Below are 17,719 nucleotides of genomic sequence, written 5' to 3' on the forward strand. Positions count from 1 at the left end.
TTCTTTGTCAGTGCCGCCTCCTATGGTTCTCGGCATGACCCCTGCACTCATCGGGCGTGACCACCCCGCAGGCGTCCTCCGGGCGGAGATCGGCCGGGCGACGGAGAGCCACGGGGGCCTGATGCTGGTCACGGGCGAGGCCGGCATCGGCAAGACCTCGCTCGTCACCGACGCCGCCGACGAGGCGCGGCGGCGCGGTGCGCTGGTGCTCAGCGGGTCCTGCTGGGACTCGGAGAGCGCGCCCGGGTACTGGCCCTGGGTCCAGGTGGTGCGCGGGCTGCGGCGCGGGGTGGACGACGACGAATGGGCCGACGCCGAGAAAGCCGCGGGCGGGCGGCTCGCGGTGCTGCTCGGCGAGGCCCCGAGCGAAGGGGACGGCGGCGAGAGCTTCCCGCTGTACGACGCGGTGACGACGGCCCTGGTCACCGTCTCGCAGAAACGGCCCCTCGTGGTCGTACTGGACGATCTGCACTGGGCGGACCCGGCCTCCCTCAAGCTCCTCGAATTCGCCGCGCAGCACGCCTGGTTCGAGCGGCTGCTGCTGATCGGGACGTACCGCGACGTCGAGGTGGAGGCCGCCGACCACCCCCTCCAGCAGCTCATCCTGCCGCTGGCCGCGCGGGCCACGACGACCCTGACCCTGACCGGGCTGCAGCGCGACGAGGTGGGCGCGCTCATGGCGCTGACCGCGGGAGTCGAGCCGGAGCCCGACCTTGTCGACGAGGTGCACCGGCGGACCGGCGGCAACCCCTTCTTCGTCGAGCAGACCGCCCGCATCTGGCACAGCGGCAGCCCCGTCACCACGGTCGCGCCGGGGGTACGAGAGGCGGTGCGACGGCGGCTCGCGCTGTTGCCGGAGCCGGTGGGCGGGCTGCTGGTCACGGCGGCCGTGCTGGGCCGGGAGTTCCACCGCCAGGTGCTCGCGGCGGCCGCGTCGGCTCCGGTGCCGCATGTGGACCGGCTCCTCGAGCGGGCGGTCGCGGCGCGGCTGGTGACGGCGCGGACGGGCGGCCGGTTCGCCTTCGTCCACGATCTCGTACGGGAGACGCTGTACGAGGCGCTGGAGGAGGCGCAGGCGCGGACTCGGCACGCCGATGCCGTGCGGGCCCTGGACGGCTCACCGGCGCTCAGCGAGAAGAGCTTCCCCGCCGATCTGGCGCGGCACGCGTATCTGGCGGGCGAGGAGCTGGAGCGCGACCGCCGGGTGGAGCTGTTGCTTGCCGCCGCCAGGGACGCGGTCGGCAGGCTGGCCGGCGAGGAGGCCGTCGGCCACTACCGGCGGGCGCTGGAGGCCGCGGGCGACGATGCCCGCCGGGCCGCGCTGATCGCCCTGGACCTGGGCGTCGAGCTCCGCCACAGCGGCGAGGACGAGGAGGCGTGGCGGACCTTCGACCGGGCGGTGGCCCTCGCCCGCGATGTGCGCGAGCCCGAGCTCCTCGCCCGCGTCGCGATCACCCTCCAGCAGAACGGGCATGCGCCGGGCAACCGGACCCGGACGGCGGGTCTGCTGCGGGAGGCGCACCGGGCCCTGATCGGCGGCAGCGGCGAGGATCCGGCGGGGCTGTCCCCGGAGCGGATCGCGCAGGAACTGGCCGTGCGCACCACGGCGTTGGCGCGGCGCGGCGAGGACGACGAGGCGCTCTCGTTCTCCCTGTGGGCGCGGCACGACGCGATCTGGGGCCTTGGGACCTCGGAGGAACGGCTCACGCTGACCGACGAGATGGCCACGGTCGCCCGACGCACGCACGACCGCGACATGGAGCTGCACGCCACCGCGATGCGCTGGGTCACCCTGCTGGAGCGGGGAGACCCGCGCTACCTCGACCAGCTGCGCACCTTCGTGGCCCGCGCCGAGCGGACGGCGCTGCGCCGCTTCGAGCTGGGGATGGCTGTCGACCAGTCCCTGGTCGCGGCGCTGACCGGGCGGTTCACCCAGGCGCGTGACCATATGTCGAAGGTGGCGGAGCTGGGACCCGAGCTCGCCCCGTTCTCCTTCCTGGTGTCGCACATGCAGTGGGCGCTCTTCCTGGCCCAGGGGAGGCTCGACGAGGCGGAGACGGTGGTCGCCGGGCTGGCGGAAGCGGGCCATCCCTATCCCCGGCTCCTTGAGGGCATCACGGCCGCCGAGCGCGGCAACAGCGGCCTCGCGCTGCGCCTGTCGGACGAGCTCGCGGCCGAACCGGAGCCGATTCCACGGGCGTTCGCACCGCTGTGGATGCGGCTGCGGGCCCAGGTGGCGGCGGCGTCGGGTGACGCGGTACGGATCGAGGAGGCGGCGTCCGCCTTCACGCCGTATGCCGGGCAGTGGGTCGTCTCGCTGTACGGCTGCGACATCAGCGGCCCTGTCGACCTCTGGCTGGGCATGCTGGCGGCGGCCCGCGGCCACCGGGCGGAGGCCGTCGCCGCGCTGACGTCGGCGTATGAATCGGCGGACCGGCTGCAGGCAAGGCCGTGGTCGGTGCGGGCGAGGTCGGCGCTGGTGGAGGTGCTGGGGGAGCACGCCGAGAGGGAGGGGCAGGGGGAACTGCTTGCGCGGACGCGGCGGGACGCGGTGGGGCTGGGGCTGACGCACTTCCTGGACGGGGTGGAGGCCGGTCTCCCCGGCGCACCCGCTCGCCCCGGCACCGAAGACCCCCGTACAGCCGACGCCCCCGGCAGTGGAAACCCTCGTACAGCCGACGCCGTCGGCATTCGGGTCCCTGGCGCGGGCACCGGGCGTCAAGCCGCCCGCCCGGGCGGAAGCGGCCCCTCCGCCCAACCCCTCACCCCCCGCGGTGAGTTCCGCCGGGACGGAGCAGTGTGGGCCCTCGCCTTCGCAGGGCGGGCCGTCCATGTGCCCGATGCCAAGGGGCTGCGGGATCTGCACACCCTGCTCAGGCACCCCGGCGACGATCTGCCCGCCGTGGTTCTGCTCGATCCCGCGGGCGGTGAAGCCGTCGTCGCCGCGGCCCGGTTCGGTGCGGATCCGGTGCTCGACGAGGAGGCCAAGGCCCGCTACCGGCGGCGGCTCGAGCGGCTGGACGTGGAGATTGACCGCGCGGGCGAGCTGGGCGACGACCGGCGGGCCGCGGAGTTCGACCGCGAACGCTCCGCGCTGCTCGACGAGTTGCGCACCGCCGCCGGGCTCGGCGGGCGCACCCGTCGGCTGGGGGACGAGGCCGAACGGGCCCGTAAGACCGTCACCGCCCGGATCCGCGACACCCTGCGCAAGCTGGACGCCCTCCACCCCGAACTGGCCGCGCATCTGCGGGAGTCCGTCGGCACGGGCTCGTCCTGCTCCTACCGCCCGCCGCGCGGCGTCGAGTGGCGGCTCTGACGCAGTGCGCCGGCACCAGGCCTCACCGACGCCGGGGCTCCCCCGGGGGGAGAAGACCGAGGCAGACGGCGAGGAGCGCCCCCGGACCAGCCGGGGACGCCCCTGATCGCTCAGCCACGCGCACCGCTCACTTGCGGTTGTAGAGCCGCATCGTCACCGCGCCGAAGACGACCACCAGCAGCCCGGCCCACCCCAGCGACCAGGCGATGTCGGCCGTCGGCCATTCGCCCTCCATCAACTCCCTCACCGCGGTGGCGACATGGGTCACCGGGCTGTTGTTGACGAAAGCCTGCAGCCAGCCCGGCATGGTCTTCGGGTCGACGAAGACATTGCTCAGGAAGGTCAGCGGGAAGATCACCATCATGCTGACGCCCATCACCGACTTCTCGCTGCGCAGCAGCAGGCCGAACATCGTCCAGACCCAGGAGAAGGAGAAGGAGAAGACCAACAGCAGCGCGACTGCGAGGACCACGCCCAGCACTCCGCCGTGCGGGCGGTAGCCGATGATCAGGCCGACGCCCAGCATCACCACGGAGGCGATGACGTAGCGGATCACATCGCCGAGCAGATAGCCGACCATCGGCGCCGGCCGCCAGATCGGCAGCGTACGGAACCGGTCGAAGACGCCCTTGGTGATGTCCGTGTTGACCGCGACGCCCGTGTACATCGTGATCATCACGACGCTCATGGTGAGGATGCCGGGAAGCAGGAACTGGATGTATTCCGAGGTCGAGCCTGCCAGCGCCCCTCCGAAGAGGTACGTGTACATCAGCACCATCATGATCGGGAACGCCGTCACATCGAAGAGCTGCTCCGGCACATGCTTGATCTTGAGCATGGCCCGCCAGCCGAAGGTGAAGGACGCGGAGAACGCGCTGGGCCGCGGCGGGCGGTCCTTGCTCACCAGCAGCGCTGCGAGATCCTCCGCCTTGGGCGCTTCGAGGTCGAGATCGTCGACGTCCTTGGTGGACTTGGTGGTGGTCGTGGTGCTCATGCCGCAGTCCCCTTCTTGTCGGTCAGGGCGAGGAAGACCTCGTCCAGGCTGGGCTGTCCCAGCGCGAAGTTGTCCACCGTGATCCCGGAGCGGGCCAGCTCGGCCAGCGCCCGCGCGGCCTGCTCGGCCGCGCCCTGCTCGGTGCCATGGCCGTTGACCCGGGCGGTGAGCGCGAGCGGATCGGCGTCCAGCTGCACCTCGACGCCGAGTACGGCTCCGAGCACCCGCTCGGCCTCCGGCCGCTGGCCGGGGTCGCGCAGCCGCAGATGGACGGCGCCGGAACCGACCGAGGCCTTCAGATCGCCCTTGGTCCCCTCCGCGATCACCTTGCCGTGGTCGATCACGGCGATACGGGACGCGAGTTGGTCGGCCTCGTCCAGATACTGCGTGGTCAGCAGCACCGTCGTGCCCTGCGCGACGACCGCGCGCACGATGTCCCAGACCTGGCTGCGGCTGCGCGGGTCGAGGCCGGTGGTCGGCTCGTCCAGGAAGAGCAGATCCGGGGTGTTGAGGATGGACGCGGCGATGTCGATACGCCGCCGCATGCCGCCCGAGTAGTTCTTCACCTGCTTGTCGGCCGCCTCGGACAGCCCGAAGGCGTCCAGCAGCTGCACGGCACGCTCCCGCGCGGCCTGCTTGGAGTGGCCGAGGAGTCGGCCGAGCAGCACCAGGTTCTCGGCGCCGGTGAGGTCCTCGTCCACCGAGGCGTACTGACCGGTGAGGCTGACCCTGCTGCGGACGGCGTCGGCGTCCTTCTGCACGTCCTTGCCGAAGACCCTGGCCTGGCCGCCGTCCGGCCGCAGCAGGGTGGCGAGCATCCGTACCGTGGTCGTCTTTCCGGCGCCGTTCGGGCCGAGGACGCCGTAGACCGTGCCCGCGGGCACGGTGAGGTCGACGCCGTCGACGGCCCGGTTCTCACCGAAGACTTTCACCAGGCCCGTGGTCTCGATTGCCAGATCTGTACTCATCGTCAGTTCCTTCTGATCCTTCTGGGAGCTCTGCCGGACGGTGTAGGGAGTTGACTCGGGTCGTCGGGTGGAAGTCATCGGCGGGACCTGGAGTTCCCAAGGCTCCAGGGCCAACAGCCCTAGGAGACGTACGGGCGGGCGGCGCGGGCCTCCCGCAGAGCCAGGCCCCACCAGCCGAGCTGATCGAGCATCAGCCCCGCCGCACGGTCCCGGCCTTCGGGCGCCTCGTCGAGGAGGTTGATGCTCACGCCATTGCGCAGGGTCACGGTGTGCAGCTCGGTGAAGACCGAGCGCAGCTGCTCGACGGCGTACAGCCCGCCGGAGCCGTGGCCGTAGCTGACGAAGGCGACCGGTTTGGTCTGCCACTCGTCGTAGGCGTAGTCGATGGCCTGCTTGAGGGAGGCGGGGAAGGAGCGGTTGTACTCGGGGGTGACGACCACGAAGGCGTCTGCGCGGCCGACCTCCGTGACGAACTCCCGCATCTGCTCGGTGGCCCGGTCCGGATAGCGGGCGGGGAAGTCGAAGTCGACGAGGTCGACGACCGCGAGCTCCATCTCGTCCCGCTCGGCGGCCAGCTCGGTGAACCAGCGGCCGACCTTCTCGCCGACGCGCCCCTCGCGCGTACTGCCGATGATGACCGTGACACGCAGTAGCGGTATGTCCTGGTCCCGCACGGGCGCCTCCTTTCGCCGGTCGACGGCCCTCCACCAGAGGGCGCGAGACGACGGCGCGCGGCCGCCAGATCTGATCTGGCGGCCGCGCGAGGAGGAGTCCGGCAGCCCTATTCCCTGGTGTGGAAGACGTAGAACGCAGATACGAGCATCGCCCCGGCGAGGACCAGCCCCATCACTGACGACTTGAGCACGCTCGCCCCGGTCTGGCTGAACAGATAGCCCATGGCCCCGCCGAACAGCGTTGCGTACGCGGCGGCCCGGACCTCGTGGGACAGTGACTGCTGGATCCGGCCCAGCCCGTAGGCGAGAGCCGCGACGATGATGCCGCAGACGACGCCGAAGAGGACGTCACCCCAGTTGACGTCCCGGCCGGTGCGGCGGAGGAACCCCGCGTAGAAGCCGTAGGCCACGCCAAGGGTGACGGGCAGCGCCCAGGCGAGAGAACCGTGGTGCCGTACGCGTACAGCTGCGTGTGCGGCCATGGCGGAGAGCTCCTTCCCTCGTCCCCCGTCTTTCAGGGCACACCCGCACCCGCCGACCGGCAACTCGGAACACCGCCCTTTCAGGGCACGCCCGGTCGGCGGAGCACCGGTCGCGTCCGGCCTGCGGCCCGCGTTCCCTTGAGGAGTGCGGAGCTTTCTCTCAGCGGTGTCGGCGGTGCTGATCGTCCTCGTGGCCATCCTGACGCCGCTGAGCGCGCTTGCGGTCTGGGCCGACCGGGAGATCGGCGACACGGACGGCTACGTCGCCGCGATGGCGCCGCTCGCGTCGGACCCCGCGGTGCAGAACGCGGTCGCCGTACGGGTCACCGACGAGGTCATGCAGAAGATCGACGTCGGTCCTTTCGATATCGGTCCTTTCGACCTCCGTCCTTTCCAGGAGGGCGTACGGAGTCTGCTCTACGAGGCCGTGATCTCCTTCTCCGGCACCGACTCCTACAAGACCGCGTGGAACACCGTCAACGAAGCCGCCCACACAGCGGTTGAGCAGGCGCTGACCAGCGACAGCGGCAATTCGGTCAGCATCGATCTGGCACCCGTGATCGAGCAGGTGAAGCAGCAGCTCAGCGCGGACGGGCTGCGGTTCGCGGACCAGATCCCGGTCGGGCGGACCCGGATCACGATCCTGGATTCCGACAAGCTCGGCGTCGCACGCCAGATCTTCGACGGCCTGCAGATCGCGGGAGTGTGGCTGCCGATCGCGACCCTGCTGCTGGCGGCGGCCGCGGTGCTCCTGGCCGTCCGCAGAGGCCGCGCCCTCGTCGGCCTCGGCATCGCGCTCGTGGTGGGCGGTGTGCTGCTCCGCATCGGAGTCACACTCGGCCACGGCCTCGCCCTCGACGACCTCCCTGCGGACGTGGACCGCCCGGCGGCGAGCGCGGTCTACGGCGCCCTGACGGCGACGCTGCGCACGACGGCCTGGTGGGTGCTGGGGGCGGGCCTCGCCCTGGCGGCGGCCGCCTGGCCGGCGCAGCGACGGGGGCGGCCCGAGCGAGGGAGTTCCTCCCCCGCGCCCCGCCCCGATGTCACCGCAAAGGACGGACCCTTTCTTCGCTGAACTGGGCGAACTCGTGCGCGTCGTGCGACGAGAAGATCCGGATCAGCCTCGGGTCCGCCCGGCGCAGTTCCCGCAGTCGTTCCAGCTGCGTCAGCCGCTCGCCGTGGTTGTCCGCCACCAGGCGCTGGTGGAGCGCGACCGGGCGGGGGCAGCGGGGGCGGCGCAGGTCCATCTCGCCGTGGAAGAAGTACGCGTCGCCCGCGTGCAGCAGCCAGCGGTCCGGCTGTTGGACCGCCACCGCGCAGTGACCGCGGGTGTGGCCCGGCAGGGGGACCAGCAGGATGTCGGGGGAGCGCAGGACCCGGGCAGCGGCGAAGCCGTGCCAGTCGGAGTCCGCCGTGTCATGGACGATCCAGCGCGGGCCGTGGGCCCACTGCGCCGTGACATAACGGCTCGCGTCGAGACGGGTGTCGCGGCGCATCGCCGCGCGGTACTCGTCCGCCATCACATGGACCCGCGCGTCCGGGAAGTCGGCCAGACCGCCCGCGTGGTCCAGGTCGAGGTGGGTGAGCACGATGTCCTGGACGTCGTAGGGGTCATAACCCAGCGCCCGGATCTGATGGACCGCCGTACGGGACAGATCCAGCGTCGGCCGCGCGGTCCGCCGGAAGAACGCCCCGAGCCGCCGCGGGTCGCGGACGTCCGCGGTGCCCAGACCTGTGTCGACGAGGACGAGGCCGCTGCCCGTGACCACCAGCAGGCAGTGGGCGACCAGCGGGGCGCCGCCAACCGGGTGCATCGGGGCGCAGTCGAGATGATGAACGGTGGGCACAGACATGCCTGACTCCGCTTACGCGGGGAGGGGAAGGGGGAGGGACGGCGCGAAGCCGGGCCGGGCGAGGATGGTCGGGGTGTCGAAGTAGACGCGTTCGCCGACCAGTTGCAGGTAAAACCCGACGTGCCGGTTCTCGCTCGCGATGTGCCCGAGAACGAGAGCCTCGCGCGCTTCCTTCGTCATCGTCCGGGCCCTCCAGGCCAGTAAGTCCCATACTTACGCCGTAAGTAGGCGAAGTACGGGACCGAGGGAAGCACCTACGCTGTAAGCCGTCAAGGAGTACGACAGGTGTCCGCGAAACCCACCCAGGAGCACCCCGATGTCTGACGGAAGATCCCGTCAACACCCCACGGAGCGCGGCACATCGGCCCACAGGCCGTCCTCCTGCGAGCCGTCGCCCAGCGGGCCGTCGCCGAGCGAGCCGGCATCCCGCGAACCGCTGTCCCGCGAGCGGATCATCGAGGCCGCACTCGGGATCATCGACGACGAGGGCGTGGACGCGCTCTCCATGCGCCACCTCGCCGCCACCCTCGGCGTACAGGCGATGTCGCTCTACAACCATGTGGCCGGCAAGGCAGACGTCCTCGACGGGATCACTGAGTTCATCACCACGGACATGCAGCTGCCCAGGCGCACCGAGGGCGGCTGGGAGGACGGCATCCGCTCGGTCGCGTACGGATTCCGGCAGGCTTCGCTGCGTCACCCACGCGCCTGCGAACTGGTCCTCACCCGCCAGCTCTCCTCCCCCGGCGCGCTCCCGGTCATCAACTGCTCCCTCACCGTCCTGCTCGACCATGGCTTCGACGAGGCCGCCGCCGTGCATGCCCTGCGGCTGCTCATCGCCTTCCAGGTCGGCTCCCTGCTACGGGAGTTCCACTCGCCCTGCTTCAAGGGTGAGGAGGAGTCGGCGGTACGGGAGCGCAAAGCGCATCTCGAGCGCTCGGGGCTCCCGGCGGTGGCGAAGCTCGCGCCGATGCTCGCGGTGATCGACCACGACGCGGAGTTCACCTTCGGCGTGGAGCTGCTGATCGACGCGCTCCGCACATACGCTCCGCAGACGCAACAGACTGGCCGAGACTGACGTCCTCATCACCGACGGACATTCAGACGGACATCCAGCGACAACCAGCGACATCCCGCGGCTCGGAGGCCGGTATGGACAGCGCCATCTCGACGGCGGCCCCGGCCGCCGCGCAGGACGCCCCCTTCCGCCCCTCCGGCGGCCGCCGCGCCGCCGCCTGGCTGGCCGGCCTGCTGCTCATCACGCCCAGCGTGGTCGCGGCCTGCCGGGCTGCGGACACCGACGGCATCACGCCCGTGCCCCAGCTGCTCGCGTTCCTGCCCTGGCTGCTGCTGCCCGCCGGGGCCGCCCTGCTGCTGGCCCTGCTCGCGCGGTGGCGCACCGGCATGGTCTGGGCCCTCGCCGTGCTCGCCGTCACCGGGTGGTTCGTCAAGCCGTACGACACCGGGCTCACCGACGATCCGCCCGGCCCGGTCGTCGCCCGCCTCGAAGTGCTCACATCGAACGTCGAGTTCGGCAACGCCACCAAGGGGCTGCTCGCCACCATCCGCCGCGAGCAGCCCGACCTGGTCTTCGTCCAGGAATGCGACCACACCTGCTCGGACGCGCTCGCGGCGGAGATCTCCCGCAGCGACTACCCGTACCGCAATGTCGTCGAGGGCTACTCGGCCTCCGGCTCGGCCATCCTCAGCAAACACCCGCTGCGCCCGGCCCCGGGGATCGACGCCACGCTGGCGATGCCGGGCTCGGTCGTCATGGTCGGCGACCGCCCGGTGAATCTGCAGCTCGCGCACCCCCTGCCGCCCATCCCCAGTGGGGTGGACGACTGGCAGCGGGAACTCGGCCTGGTGCGTGCGTACGCCGCCGGAACCAAGGGGCGGCCGACAGTCATCGCCGGAGACTTCAACGCCACCCAGGACCACTCCGTCTTCCGCCGGCTGCTCGACGCGGGCGATCTGCGCGACAGCGCCACCCTCGCGGGCTCGGCCCGCACCCCGTCCTGGCCTGCGACGGTCCGCCGGCCGCTGGGCGCCCAGATCGACCACGTACTGATCAGCGAGGACTTCTCGGTGCGCCGCTCACGCTTCCTGGATCTGGCGGACACCGACCACCGGTCGCTGCTGGTCGAACTGGAACTGCACGACGTGCGATGACCGCCCGCCCGGGTAAGAGTGGGGTCGAGGTGGCCAGAGCAGGGGGGCCGTCCATCAGGAGGCATTCCGGATGCGCGCTGTCGCGGTCAAGGCGTTCAGGGCCGAGCCCGAGCTGATCGAGGTCCCCAAACCGGAGCCCGGCGAGGGCGAGGTGCTGGTGAAGGTCGAGTACGCGGCGCTCAACCCGTTCGACTGGCGAGTCGCCGACGGACTGCTCGAAGGCCGGGTCCCGCATGTGTTTCCGCTGGTCATGGGCTCGGACTTCGCGGGCAGGGTGGATGTGGTCGGCCCCGGAGAGAACCGCTTCCGGGTGGGCGACCCGGTCTTCGGCCAGGCGGGCCGGCCGCCGGTCGGCACCGGCACTTACGCCGAGTACGTGACGATGCCGCAGGACGCGGCGATCGCGTTCGTGCCCGACGGCCTCCCGCTGAAGACGGCGGCCCTGCTGCCCACGGCCGGGATGAGCGCCGCGCAGCTCCTGGACGCGGCGGGCGTACACGCCGGGCAGTCGCTGCTGGTCATCGGCGCGGCGGGCGGTGTCGGCAGCTATCTGACCCAACTGGCGGCCGACCGTGGCTGCCACGTCCTGGGGGCGGTGCGCGGCGACGAAGAGCACCGGATGTCGGCGCTCGGGGCGGCGGTCACCCTCGACACCACGATGTGCGATCTGCCCTCCGCGGTACGGGACGCCTGCCCGGACGGGGTCGACGCCCTGGTCGACCTGGTCTCGCCCGACTCCGGCTCCTTCACCGCGAACGCCACCCTGGTGCGGCCCGGCGGCCGCGCCCTCACCACCCGCTCCGTGATGGACCCGGCGCGGCTCCCCGCCGGCGTCGAGGGCGTCGACTTCCATCTCAAGGCCTCGTCCGCCCTGCTGGACACCCTGGCGGCGGCGGCCGCGGACGGCTCCCTCAATGCCCCGGTGGACGCCTCATACCCGCTGGAGAAGGCGCCGGACGCGCTCGCGCGGAACCGGGCGGGCGGGGCACGCGGCAAGACGGTCTTCGTACTCTGAATTGGTACGCCGCGTTCGTACGCCGCGTTCGTACGCCGCATTCGTACGCCGCATTCGTACGCCGCGTTCGTACTCCGAGAGCAGGTGTCATGGACAACGATCAGATACTCGGCAGCATCAACGATCTCGTCGCCGAGGAACGCGCCCTGCGGGAGCGGTCTACCGAGCAGCACGGCCTCGACTCCGACGAACTCTCGCGGCTGCGCGCCCTCGAGGTCCAGCTCGACCAGTGCTGGGACCTGCTGCGCCGGAGGCGCGCCAAGGCGGAGTTCGGAGAGGACCCGGACACGGCGAGGGTGCAGCCCGCCGACGAAGTGGAGGGCTACCTCGGCTGACCGTCCCGCCCTGCCGCACCGCAGGGGAGTTGCGCCGGAGGGCCACTTCGAGGTCTTTTGATGACCATGGGCGACGACACGGGCGGGGCTTCCTCCGGATCAGGGACACGAGCGGGACGGCTGTCCCCGCCCGAGTGGCTGCTCAAGGGCCTGCGCCCGCAGACCGCGCCTGTCCCCTGGGCGGCCTGCGCCCGCGCCGCCGTCGCTCTGGCCGCACCGCTCGCGGTCGGGCTCGCCGCCGGGCAGCCCCAGTACGGGGCGCTCGTGTCGATGGGCGCGCTGTCGGGCGTCATCGGCGACACCGCCGACGCGTACCGCATGCGGATCTTCAATATCGCGGTCCCACAGCTCTTCGGCGCGGTCGGCGTCACGCTCGGCACGCTCGTGTACGGGGAGGGCTGGCTCGCGGTCGCCGCGCTGACCCTCGTCGCGCTGGTCTCCGGGATGATCTCGTCGATCGGTGCGGTCGCCTCCGTGGGCGGGCTGCTGCTCCTGCTCAACGCGGTGGTGGGCGCGGGGCTGCCGATGCCTGGGCCGTGGTGGAAGGCGCCGCTGCTGCTCACGCTCGGCGGGCTGTTCGTTCTCGTACTGACGCTGCTGGCCTGGCCGTTGCGCGGCCGGATGCCGGAGCGGACCGCGGTCGCCGAGACGTATCGCAGTGTCGCCGATCTGCTGGGGGCAGCGGGCACGACGGCGTACGACGAGAAGCGCCAAGCCGTCACGGAGTCCCTCAACACCTCCTACGACCTGATCCTCGCCCGGCGGGCCCGCGACCACGGGCGGCGCAGCCCGCTCGTACGGCTGCTCTCGCAGCTCAACGTGCTCATCCCGCTCGTCGAGGCGGCCGCGGCTGCGCATCTGCACGGGCGGGCCTCGCGACGGCCCGAAATCGCCGCGGCCGTACGGGACTTGGCGGACGCGGTCGACCGGGGCGGCCGCGGTGATGCGCCCGACCTGGTGCTGCCGGAGCCGGAGGGTCCCGCCGACCGCGCCGTGGAGAGCGCGCTGCGGTATGCCGCCGTCGTCGTGTACAAGGCCGACCCCGACCCCTACAACGTCGACGACCGGCTCGGCCGGCCCGCGGCCCTCCGCGTACGCGCCCGGCGCGCGGCCCGCAGCGTGCTGCTCTCCGAGCCCTCCTGGCGCTACGGTCTGCGGCTCGCGCTGTGCATCGGCCTCGCACAGGCACTGGTGTCGCTGGTGCCGGTGTCGCGCTCGTACTGGGTCGCGCTCACCGTCACCTTCGTCCTCAAGCCGGACTTCGGCTCGGTCTTCTCCCGCGCGGTGCTGCGGGCACTGGGCACGGTGGCGGGGCTGGTCGTCGCGGCGGCTGTGCTCGCGCAGGTGCCGCGCGGCTGGTGGGACGTGCCGGTGATGATGCTCCTCGCGGCGCTCATCCCCGCGTTCTCCGCGAAGGGGTACGCCTTTCAGACGGCGGCGATCACCCCGGTGATCCTGCTGCTCTCCGACGTCCTCAACCACGAGGGCTTCGACCTGGTCCTGCCACGCCTGGTGGACAGCCTCATCGGCTGCGCGATCGCGCTGGTCGCGGGCTATCTGCTCTGGCCGGAAAGCTGGCACACCCGGATCGGCGACCGGCTGGCGACGGCAGTGGAAGACGCGGCGCGCTACGTGGCGTGCGCGTTCGGCGCGGAGGCGGAGGACCAGGGGGAGCGGGTGCGCAGGCGGCGCCGGATCTACCGCGACCTGTCGTCGGTCCGGTCGGAGTTCCAGCGGGCCCTGACCGAACCGCCGCCGACGGGGGCGCGGGCGGCGGCGTGGTGGCCACTGGTCGTCGCCGTGGAACGCATCGTGGACGCGACGACGGCGGCGAGGGTCCGCGTCAACCACGGGGCGGAGCCGCCGACGCTTGCAGAGGTGGCGGCGGTCGAGCAACAGCTGCACGAGCTGGCGGAGGGGCTGAGGGCGAGCGAGGTGCTGGTGGAGGTACGGGCGGAGCTGGAGGGGGACGAGCAGGGGGTACTGGGGGCGCTGCGCCAGGAGGTGAAGGCGGCGCGGGCGATCGCGTCACCGGGACGACCGGGGTGACCGGGCCGGTCGGGATCACCCGGCGATCGGAGTGACCGGGCCGGTCGGGATCACCCGGCGATCGGAGTGACCGGGCCGGTCGGGATCACCCGGCGATCGGAGTGACCGGGCCGGTCGCGGCGCCGGGGAGGCCGAACCCACCGGGCGTAGCGGGAGGCACGGCCGTCACGGCGGGCGTGGCCGATCACAGCGCTGCCAGCACCTCGCGGGCCGCCCGCTCGCCCGAGCGCACAGCCCCTTCCATCAGCCCGTGCATCAGCGTCGCCGTCTCCGTGTTCGCCCAGTGGATCCGGCCCACCGGTCGGCGCAGTGCCGGTCCGTAGCTGGTCAGCGCCCCGGGCGGGAAGTGACCCACCATCCCGCCCAGCGACCATGGCTCGGCGGACCAGTCGGTTTCCAGGTAACCGGTGGGGGACTGAGCCCGCGGGCCGAACCGCTCGGCGAGCGCCTTCAGCCACACGTCCCGCCGCTCCTTGGGCTCCAGGCGTCCCATCTCCAGGGCGCCGGGACCGAACGCGAAGGTGCTGAGTACCCCCGGCCGTCCCGAACGCGGCGTCTGGTCGATGGTGACCGAGACGGGCGACTGGGGCGCCAGCGTCTGTCCCGACAGGCGCTGCTCCCGCCAGAACGGCTCCGGGTAGACCGTGTGCACCCGGATGACCGCCCCGGGCACCACCCGTTGCAGGAGGTGGTGGTGGTCGGCGGGCAGCGGCGGATCGAAGGCGATCCGGCCGGCCAGCAGGGGTGGCGTCGCCACGATCACCCGCCCCGCCCGCACGGTGAGCGCGTCGCAGCGGACCTCCACGTCCGTCCCGTTGTGCGTGATCTGCCGGACCGGGCAGGACAGATGAACCGCATCCCCCAGGCGCTCGGCCATCCGGCGGGCCAGCTCCGGCGCCCCGCCGTCCACCAGGTGGGTCTCGGTCCGCCGGCTGTCGGTGTAGTAGGTGAAGCCGCCGCCGCCCCGGGCAAGGACCAGTGCCCCCAGCAGCGAGACTTCCGCCGGGTCGGCACAGAACACCAGGTTCATCGACGCCCTGGCCAGGGTGCGGGCCGTGTCCGAGGGCACGTTGAGCGGATTGGAGAGCCACTCCCCGAGCGTGCGGGCGTCCAGTGCCCGGGCGCCATGTGCCTGCCAAGGGGCGTCGGCCGGAAGCCGCCGCGCCATCCGGTCCAGGCGCATGAACGCCACGCCGAGGGAGGCGACCGCCGCCGGTCCGATCTTGGGGATCAGCCCCCGGTAGCGGTGATTGACGCCGTCCAGGCGCAGGATCTGATCACCCTGCTCGTACTGCGGGTACACCTCCAGGCCGACCTCCCGGCAGAGGTCGAACATCCGCTCCTGGCCCTTGCCCAGCCAGGAGCCGCCCGCCGAGATCACCGGTCCCTCGGGCAGCTCGCGGTTCCACACCCGCCCGCCGACCCGGTCCCGGGCCTCGAGCACCACCACCTCGCGGCCGGTCTGCGCCACCTGCCGCGCGGCGGCCAGACCCGCGAAACCCGCACCCACCACGCACACGTCCGCATCCCGGCGTTCCATGGCTCACCTCCGGGGTGCAGCGTTCCCGCCCGCGGCCCGTCGCGCCCGGCGGGTCACCCACCCGAGGAGGATCAGAACCCGTCCGAGGGAGCCACCGGCCCCGGATGGCCCCACTCGCCCGGCCGGAGCGCACCGGCCCCATCAGGCCCCCCTCAGGTCCCGTCAGGTCCCATCAGGCCCCATCAGGCCTCATCAGGCCTCATCAGGCCTCATCAGGTCCCATCGGGTCCCATCGGGTCCCGTCAGGTTCCCGCGCTGGAGGCGCTCCAGCTCTCGCCTGTCCCTCTTCGTCGGGCGGCCCGCCCCCCGTTCCCGGACCGCCACCGGGGCCGTGAACTCCCTCGGCGGAGGTGGCGGGCTGTTGTCCACGTAGCACTGGGTCGCCACCGGTGGGCCGACCCGTTTACGGACAATCTTCGAGACGACCACAAGGCGTTCACGGCCCGCGTGGAACAGCCGCACCTGATCCCCCGCCCGCAGCGTGTGCGCCGGCTTGACCCGTTCGCCGTTCACGCGGACATGTCCCGCGCGGCAGGCCGACGCCGCCTGCGAGCGGGTCTTTGTGAGCCGGACCGACCAGATCCATGCGTCGACCCGTACGGTCCCCTCGTCCGAAACCTCTGCAGCCATACACCGACTCTACGATTCGACCGCCTCCGAGGCGCAAGGACGCAAGGATCGCCACCCACGGCGCCCCCACCCCACCGCCGACGTTCATCCGACTACGATGCGCACGTTCTCCCTTTACGGAGGCCTTCACTCCGCAGCGGGTGTTCGTTTCTGAGATGTCGGCATATGCCGTGCGGCACAAGGGCATTCAGCACCAGGGCGTTCGGAGAATCCCATGCGCAACAGCTCCGGCAGAGGGCTACAGCCCAATGTCCTCGGCACGTTCGACACCATCGTGATGGCAATCGCGGGCAGCGCTCCCGCCTATTCCATCGCGGCCACCACTGCCGTACTCGTCGCGTCCGTCGGCCTCGCCGGACCCGCCGCGCTGCTCTACTGCGCCATACCCATGCTCGGCATCGTGCTGGCCTACAGCAGACTCGGCCGGATCGATGTCAACGCGGGCGCCGGCTACTCCTGGGTGGGCCGCACTCTCCATCCCTTCCTCGGCTTTCTGTCCGGCTGGGCGCTGGTGGTCTCCGCGACGATCTTCATGGTGGCCGGTTCGCTGCCGGCCGGTGCGATGACGCTCGGGCTCTTCGACCCCGCGCTCGCCGAGAACACCTTCCTCGCGACGGCCGTCGGCGCCGCCTGGTTCCTGGCGATGCTGCTCGTCGTACTCGGCGGGGCGCGGCTGACCGTACGGGCACAACTCCTCATGTCCGGCGTCGAGCTGCTGATCCTGCTGTTCTTCATCCTCGCCGCGCTGCTGCACAACGGAGCCGCCGCCGCATTCGACTGGTCCTGGTTCGGCTTCTCGCACTTCGACGGACCGGCAGGATTCGCCTCCGGTGCGCTGGTCGCAGCCTTCTACTACTGGGGCTGGGACGTCACCAGCAACCTCAGCGAGGAGACCCGCGACAGCCGCCGCACCGCCGGACTCGCCGCGCTCGTCGGCGTAGGCGTCGTCTTCCTCCTCTTCGAGGCCTTCACGGTCGCGGTGAACGTGCTCCTGACCGCCGACGACATCAAGGCCGGCAGCGCCAATGTCCTCGGCGTGCTCGGCGAGGCGATCTGGCCCGGCGTCGGCGGGAAACTGCTGGTCGTGGCGGTGCTGCTGTCCACCGTCGCCACCTTGGAGACCACACTCATCCAGGTGACGCGGTCGCTGTTCGCGATGGGCCGGGACCGTACGATGCCCGCCGCGCTCGGCACCGTGCACCGCCGGTGGAACACCCCATGGGTCGCGGTCGCCGTCGTCGGTGCGGTGGCGCTCGCGATGTTCGTCGCCTCCACCGCGCTCGGCTCGGTCGGCGAAGTGCTGTCTGCCGCGGTCGCCGCCATCGGCCTGCAGATCGCGTTCTACTACGGGCTCGCCGGCATCGCCGCAGTCGTCGCGTACCGCAAAATGCTGCTGACATCCGTACGCGACTTCGTCCTCGGCGGCGTGTGGCCGCTGCTCGGGGCGGTGTTCATGCTCTGGATCCTCTTCGAAGCGCTGAGTGAGCTGAGCGGGGCCTCGATCGCGATCGGCATCGGCGGTCTTGCCGCCGGTCTGGTGCCGATGATCCTGTACTGGCGGCGGGGGAGTTCGTACTACCGTCCCGCCCGGCTGGACGCGACCCGCGCCGTCGCCGCCGAGGAGCAGTACGCCAACTCCGCTTCGCGGAATCCGGATTACGCCGACAAGTCGCTGGCCACGGACTTCTGAG

General features: G+C 71.7%; 16 protein-coding genes. 8 read left to right on the forward strand and 8 right to left on the reverse strand.

All coding sequences use genetic code 11. The annotated features are described in order from the left end of the window. The first annotated feature begins 34 nt into the window (after nucleotides 1-34). The gene (locus tag ACH492_RS26245) at nucleotides 35-3,316 is read left to right on the forward strand and encodes an ATP-binding protein (RefSeq protein ID WP_398990139.1); all 3,282 of its coding nucleotides are present in this window, start codon (nucleotides 35-37) and stop codon (nucleotides 3,314-3,316) included. Between the two features lie 127 nt (nucleotides 3,317-3,443). Here ACH492_RS26245 and ACH492_RS26250 read toward each other — a convergent pair whose 3' ends face one another. From ACH492_RS26250 to ACH492_RS26265, 4 genes are all read right to left on the reverse strand, one after another. Continuing rightward, on the reverse strand, nucleotides 3,444-4,310 hold the full coding sequence (locus ACH492_RS26250; RefSeq protein ID WP_398990140.1) for an ABC transporter permease: 867 nt from the start codon (nucleotides 4,308-4,310) through the stop codon (nucleotides 3,444-3,446). After that, nucleotides 4,307-5,278 (reverse strand): ATP-binding cassette domain-containing protein, encoded by a 972-nt coding sequence (locus ACH492_RS26255; protein WP_398990141.1) that lies wholly within the window; start codon nucleotides 5,276-5,278, stop codon nucleotides 4,307-4,309. The genes ACH492_RS26250 and ACH492_RS26255 overlap by 4 nt, the downstream gene beginning before the upstream one ends. A 119-nt stretch (nucleotides 5,279-5,397) precedes the next feature. Further along, the gene (locus ACH492_RS26260; RefSeq protein ID WP_398990142.1) at nucleotides 5,398-5,952 is read right to left on the reverse strand and encodes an NADPH-dependent FMN reductase; all 555 of its coding nucleotides are present in this window, start codon (nucleotides 5,950-5,952) and stop codon (nucleotides 5,398-5,400) included. A gap of 107 nt (nucleotides 5,953-6,059) precedes the next feature. After that, nucleotides 6,060-6,434: a hypothetical protein gene (locus ACH492_RS26265; RefSeq protein ID WP_398990143.1), complete on the reverse strand. Its 375-nt coding sequence runs from the start codon at nucleotides 6,432-6,434 to the stop codon at nucleotides 6,060-6,062. Nucleotides 6,435-6,579: 145 nt separating this feature from the next. Here ACH492_RS26265 and ACH492_RS26270 point away from each other — a divergent pair, with 145 nt between their 5' ends. After that, nucleotides 6,580-7,509 (forward strand): hypothetical protein, encoded by a 930-nt coding sequence (locus ACH492_RS26270; RefSeq protein ID WP_398990144.1) that lies wholly within the window; start codon nucleotides 6,580-6,582, stop codon nucleotides 7,507-7,509. Here the strand turns inward: ACH492_RS26270 and ACH492_RS26275 are convergent. Both ACH492_RS26275 and ACH492_RS26280 read right to left on the reverse strand, forming a co-directional pair. Further along, nucleotides 7,478-8,287 carry an MBL fold metallo-hydrolase gene (locus ACH492_RS26275; protein ID WP_398990145.1) on the reverse strand — a complete coding sequence of 270 codons (810 nt, stop codon included), beginning with the start codon at nucleotides 8,285-8,287 and terminating at the stop codon, nucleotides 7,478-7,480. The genes ACH492_RS26270 and ACH492_RS26275 overlap by 32 nt on opposite strands. 12 nt (nucleotides 8,288-8,299) lie before the next feature. Further along, nucleotides 8,300-8,467, reverse strand: a complete 168-nt coding sequence (locus ACH492_RS26280) for a hypothetical protein (RefSeq protein WP_398990146.1) — start codon at nucleotides 8,465-8,467, stop codon at nucleotides 8,300-8,302. A gap of 136 nt (nucleotides 8,468-8,603) precedes the next feature. Between ACH492_RS26280 and ACH492_RS26285 the strand changes: the two genes are divergently transcribed. From ACH492_RS26285 to ACH492_RS26305, 5 genes are all read left to right on the forward strand, one after another. Further along, on the forward strand, nucleotides 8,604-9,365 hold the full coding sequence (locus ACH492_RS26285) for a TetR/AcrR family transcriptional regulator C-terminal domain-containing protein (protein ID WP_398990147.1): 762 nt from the start codon (nucleotides 8,604-8,606) through the stop codon (nucleotides 9,363-9,365). Nucleotides 9,366-9,439: 74 nt separating this feature from the next. Further along, complete coding sequence (locus tag ACH492_RS26290) at nucleotides 9,440-10,459, forward strand: endonuclease/exonuclease/phosphatase family protein (RefSeq protein WP_398990148.1); 1,020 nt, start codon at nucleotides 9,440-9,442, stop codon at nucleotides 10,457-10,459. Between the two features lie 70 nt (nucleotides 10,460-10,529). Further along, nucleotides 10,530-11,474 (forward strand): NADP-dependent oxidoreductase, encoded by a 945-nt coding sequence (locus ACH492_RS26295; protein ID WP_398990149.1) that lies wholly within the window; start codon nucleotides 10,530-10,532, stop codon nucleotides 11,472-11,474. Between the two features lie 89 nt (nucleotides 11,475-11,563). Then, complete coding sequence (locus ACH492_RS26300; protein WP_398990150.1) at nucleotides 11,564-11,809, forward strand: DUF2630 family protein; 246 nt, start codon at nucleotides 11,564-11,566, stop codon at nucleotides 11,807-11,809. Between the two features lie 66 nt (nucleotides 11,810-11,875). Then, a complete protein-coding gene (locus tag ACH492_RS26305; RefSeq protein WP_398990296.1) occupies nucleotides 11,876-13,858 on the forward strand; it encodes an FUSC family protein in 1,983 nt (660 codons plus the stop codon). A gap of 184 nt (nucleotides 13,859-14,042) precedes the next feature. On the opposite strand, the gene ACH492_RS26310 is transcribed toward ACH492_RS26305, so the two are convergent. Then, complete coding sequence (locus ACH492_RS26310; protein WP_398990151.1) at nucleotides 14,043-15,398, reverse strand: flavin monoamine oxidase family protein; 1,356 nt, start codon at nucleotides 15,396-15,398, stop codon at nucleotides 14,043-14,045. 192 nt (nucleotides 15,399-15,590) lie between these two features. Beyond that, nucleotides 15,591-16,028: an RNA-binding S4 domain-containing protein gene (locus tag ACH492_RS26315; RefSeq protein ID WP_398990152.1), complete on the reverse strand. Its 438-nt coding sequence runs from the start codon at nucleotides 16,026-16,028 to the stop codon at nucleotides 15,591-15,593. Nucleotides 16,029-16,242: 214 nt separating this feature from the next. Between ACH492_RS26315 and ACH492_RS26320 the strand changes: the two genes are divergently transcribed. Then, on the forward strand, nucleotides 16,243-17,718 hold the full coding sequence (locus ACH492_RS26320) for an APC family permease (protein ID WP_398990153.1): 1,476 nt from the start codon (nucleotides 16,243-16,245) through the stop codon (nucleotides 17,716-17,718). Nucleotide 17,719: the final 1 nt, after the last annotated feature.

It is taken from the genome of Streptomyces sp. NPDC019443, from assembly GCF_044389785.1.
Lineage (GTDB): Bacteria > Actinomycetota > Actinomycetes > Streptomycetales > Streptomycetaceae > Streptomyces.

Bases quoted from the DNA above. Each gene is read 5' to 3' on its own strand.
- ACH492_RS26245 (WP_398990139.1), top strand. From the start codon at position 35: ATGACCCCTGCACTCATCGGGCGTGACCACCCCGCAGGCGTCCTCCGG.
- ACH492_RS26250 (WP_398990140.1), bottom strand. From the start codon at position 4,310: ATGAGCACCACGACCACCACCAAGTCCACCAAGGACGTCGACGATCTC.
- ACH492_RS26255 (WP_398990141.1), bottom strand. From the start codon at position 5,278: ATGAGTACAGATCTGGCAATCGAGACCACGGGCCTGGTGAAAGTCTTC.
- ACH492_RS26265 (WP_398990143.1), bottom strand. From the start codon at position 6,434: ATGGCCGCACACGCAGCTGTACGCGTACGGCACCACGGTTCTCTCGCC.
- ACH492_RS26275 (WP_398990145.1), bottom strand. From the start codon at position 8,287: ATGTCTGTGCCCACCGTTCATCATCTCGACTGCGCCCCGATGCACCCG.
- ACH492_RS26280 (WP_398990146.1), bottom strand. From the start codon at position 8,467: ATGACGAAGGAAGCGCGCGAGGCTCTCGTTCTCGGGCACATCGCGAGC.
- ACH492_RS26285 (WP_398990147.1), top strand. From the start codon at position 8,604: ATGTCTGACGGAAGATCCCGTCAACACCCCACGGAGCGCGGCACATCG.
- ACH492_RS26290 (WP_398990148.1), top strand. From the start codon at position 9,440: ATGGACAGCGCCATCTCGACGGCGGCCCCGGCCGCCGCGCAGGACGCC.
- ACH492_RS26295 (WP_398990149.1), top strand. From the start codon at position 10,530: ATGCGCGCTGTCGCGGTCAAGGCGTTCAGGGCCGAGCCCGAGCTGATC.
- ACH492_RS26300 (WP_398990150.1), top strand. From the start codon at position 11,564: ATGGACAACGATCAGATACTCGGCAGCATCAACGATCTCGTCGCCGAG.
- ACH492_RS26305 (WP_398990296.1), top strand. From the start codon at position 11,876: ATGGGCGACGACACGGGCGGGGCTTCCTCCGGATCAGGGACACGAGCG.
- ACH492_RS26310 (WP_398990151.1), bottom strand. From the start codon at position 15,398: ATGGAACGCCGGGATGCGGACGTGTGCGTGGTGGGTGCGGGTTTCGCG.
- ACH492_RS26315 (WP_398990152.1), bottom strand. From the start codon at position 16,028: ATGGCTGCAGAGGTTTCGGACGAGGGGACCGTACGGGTCGACGCATGG.
- ACH492_RS26320 (WP_398990153.1), top strand. From the start codon at position 16,243: ATGCGCAACAGCTCCGGCAGAGGGCTACAGCCCAATGTCCTCGGCACG.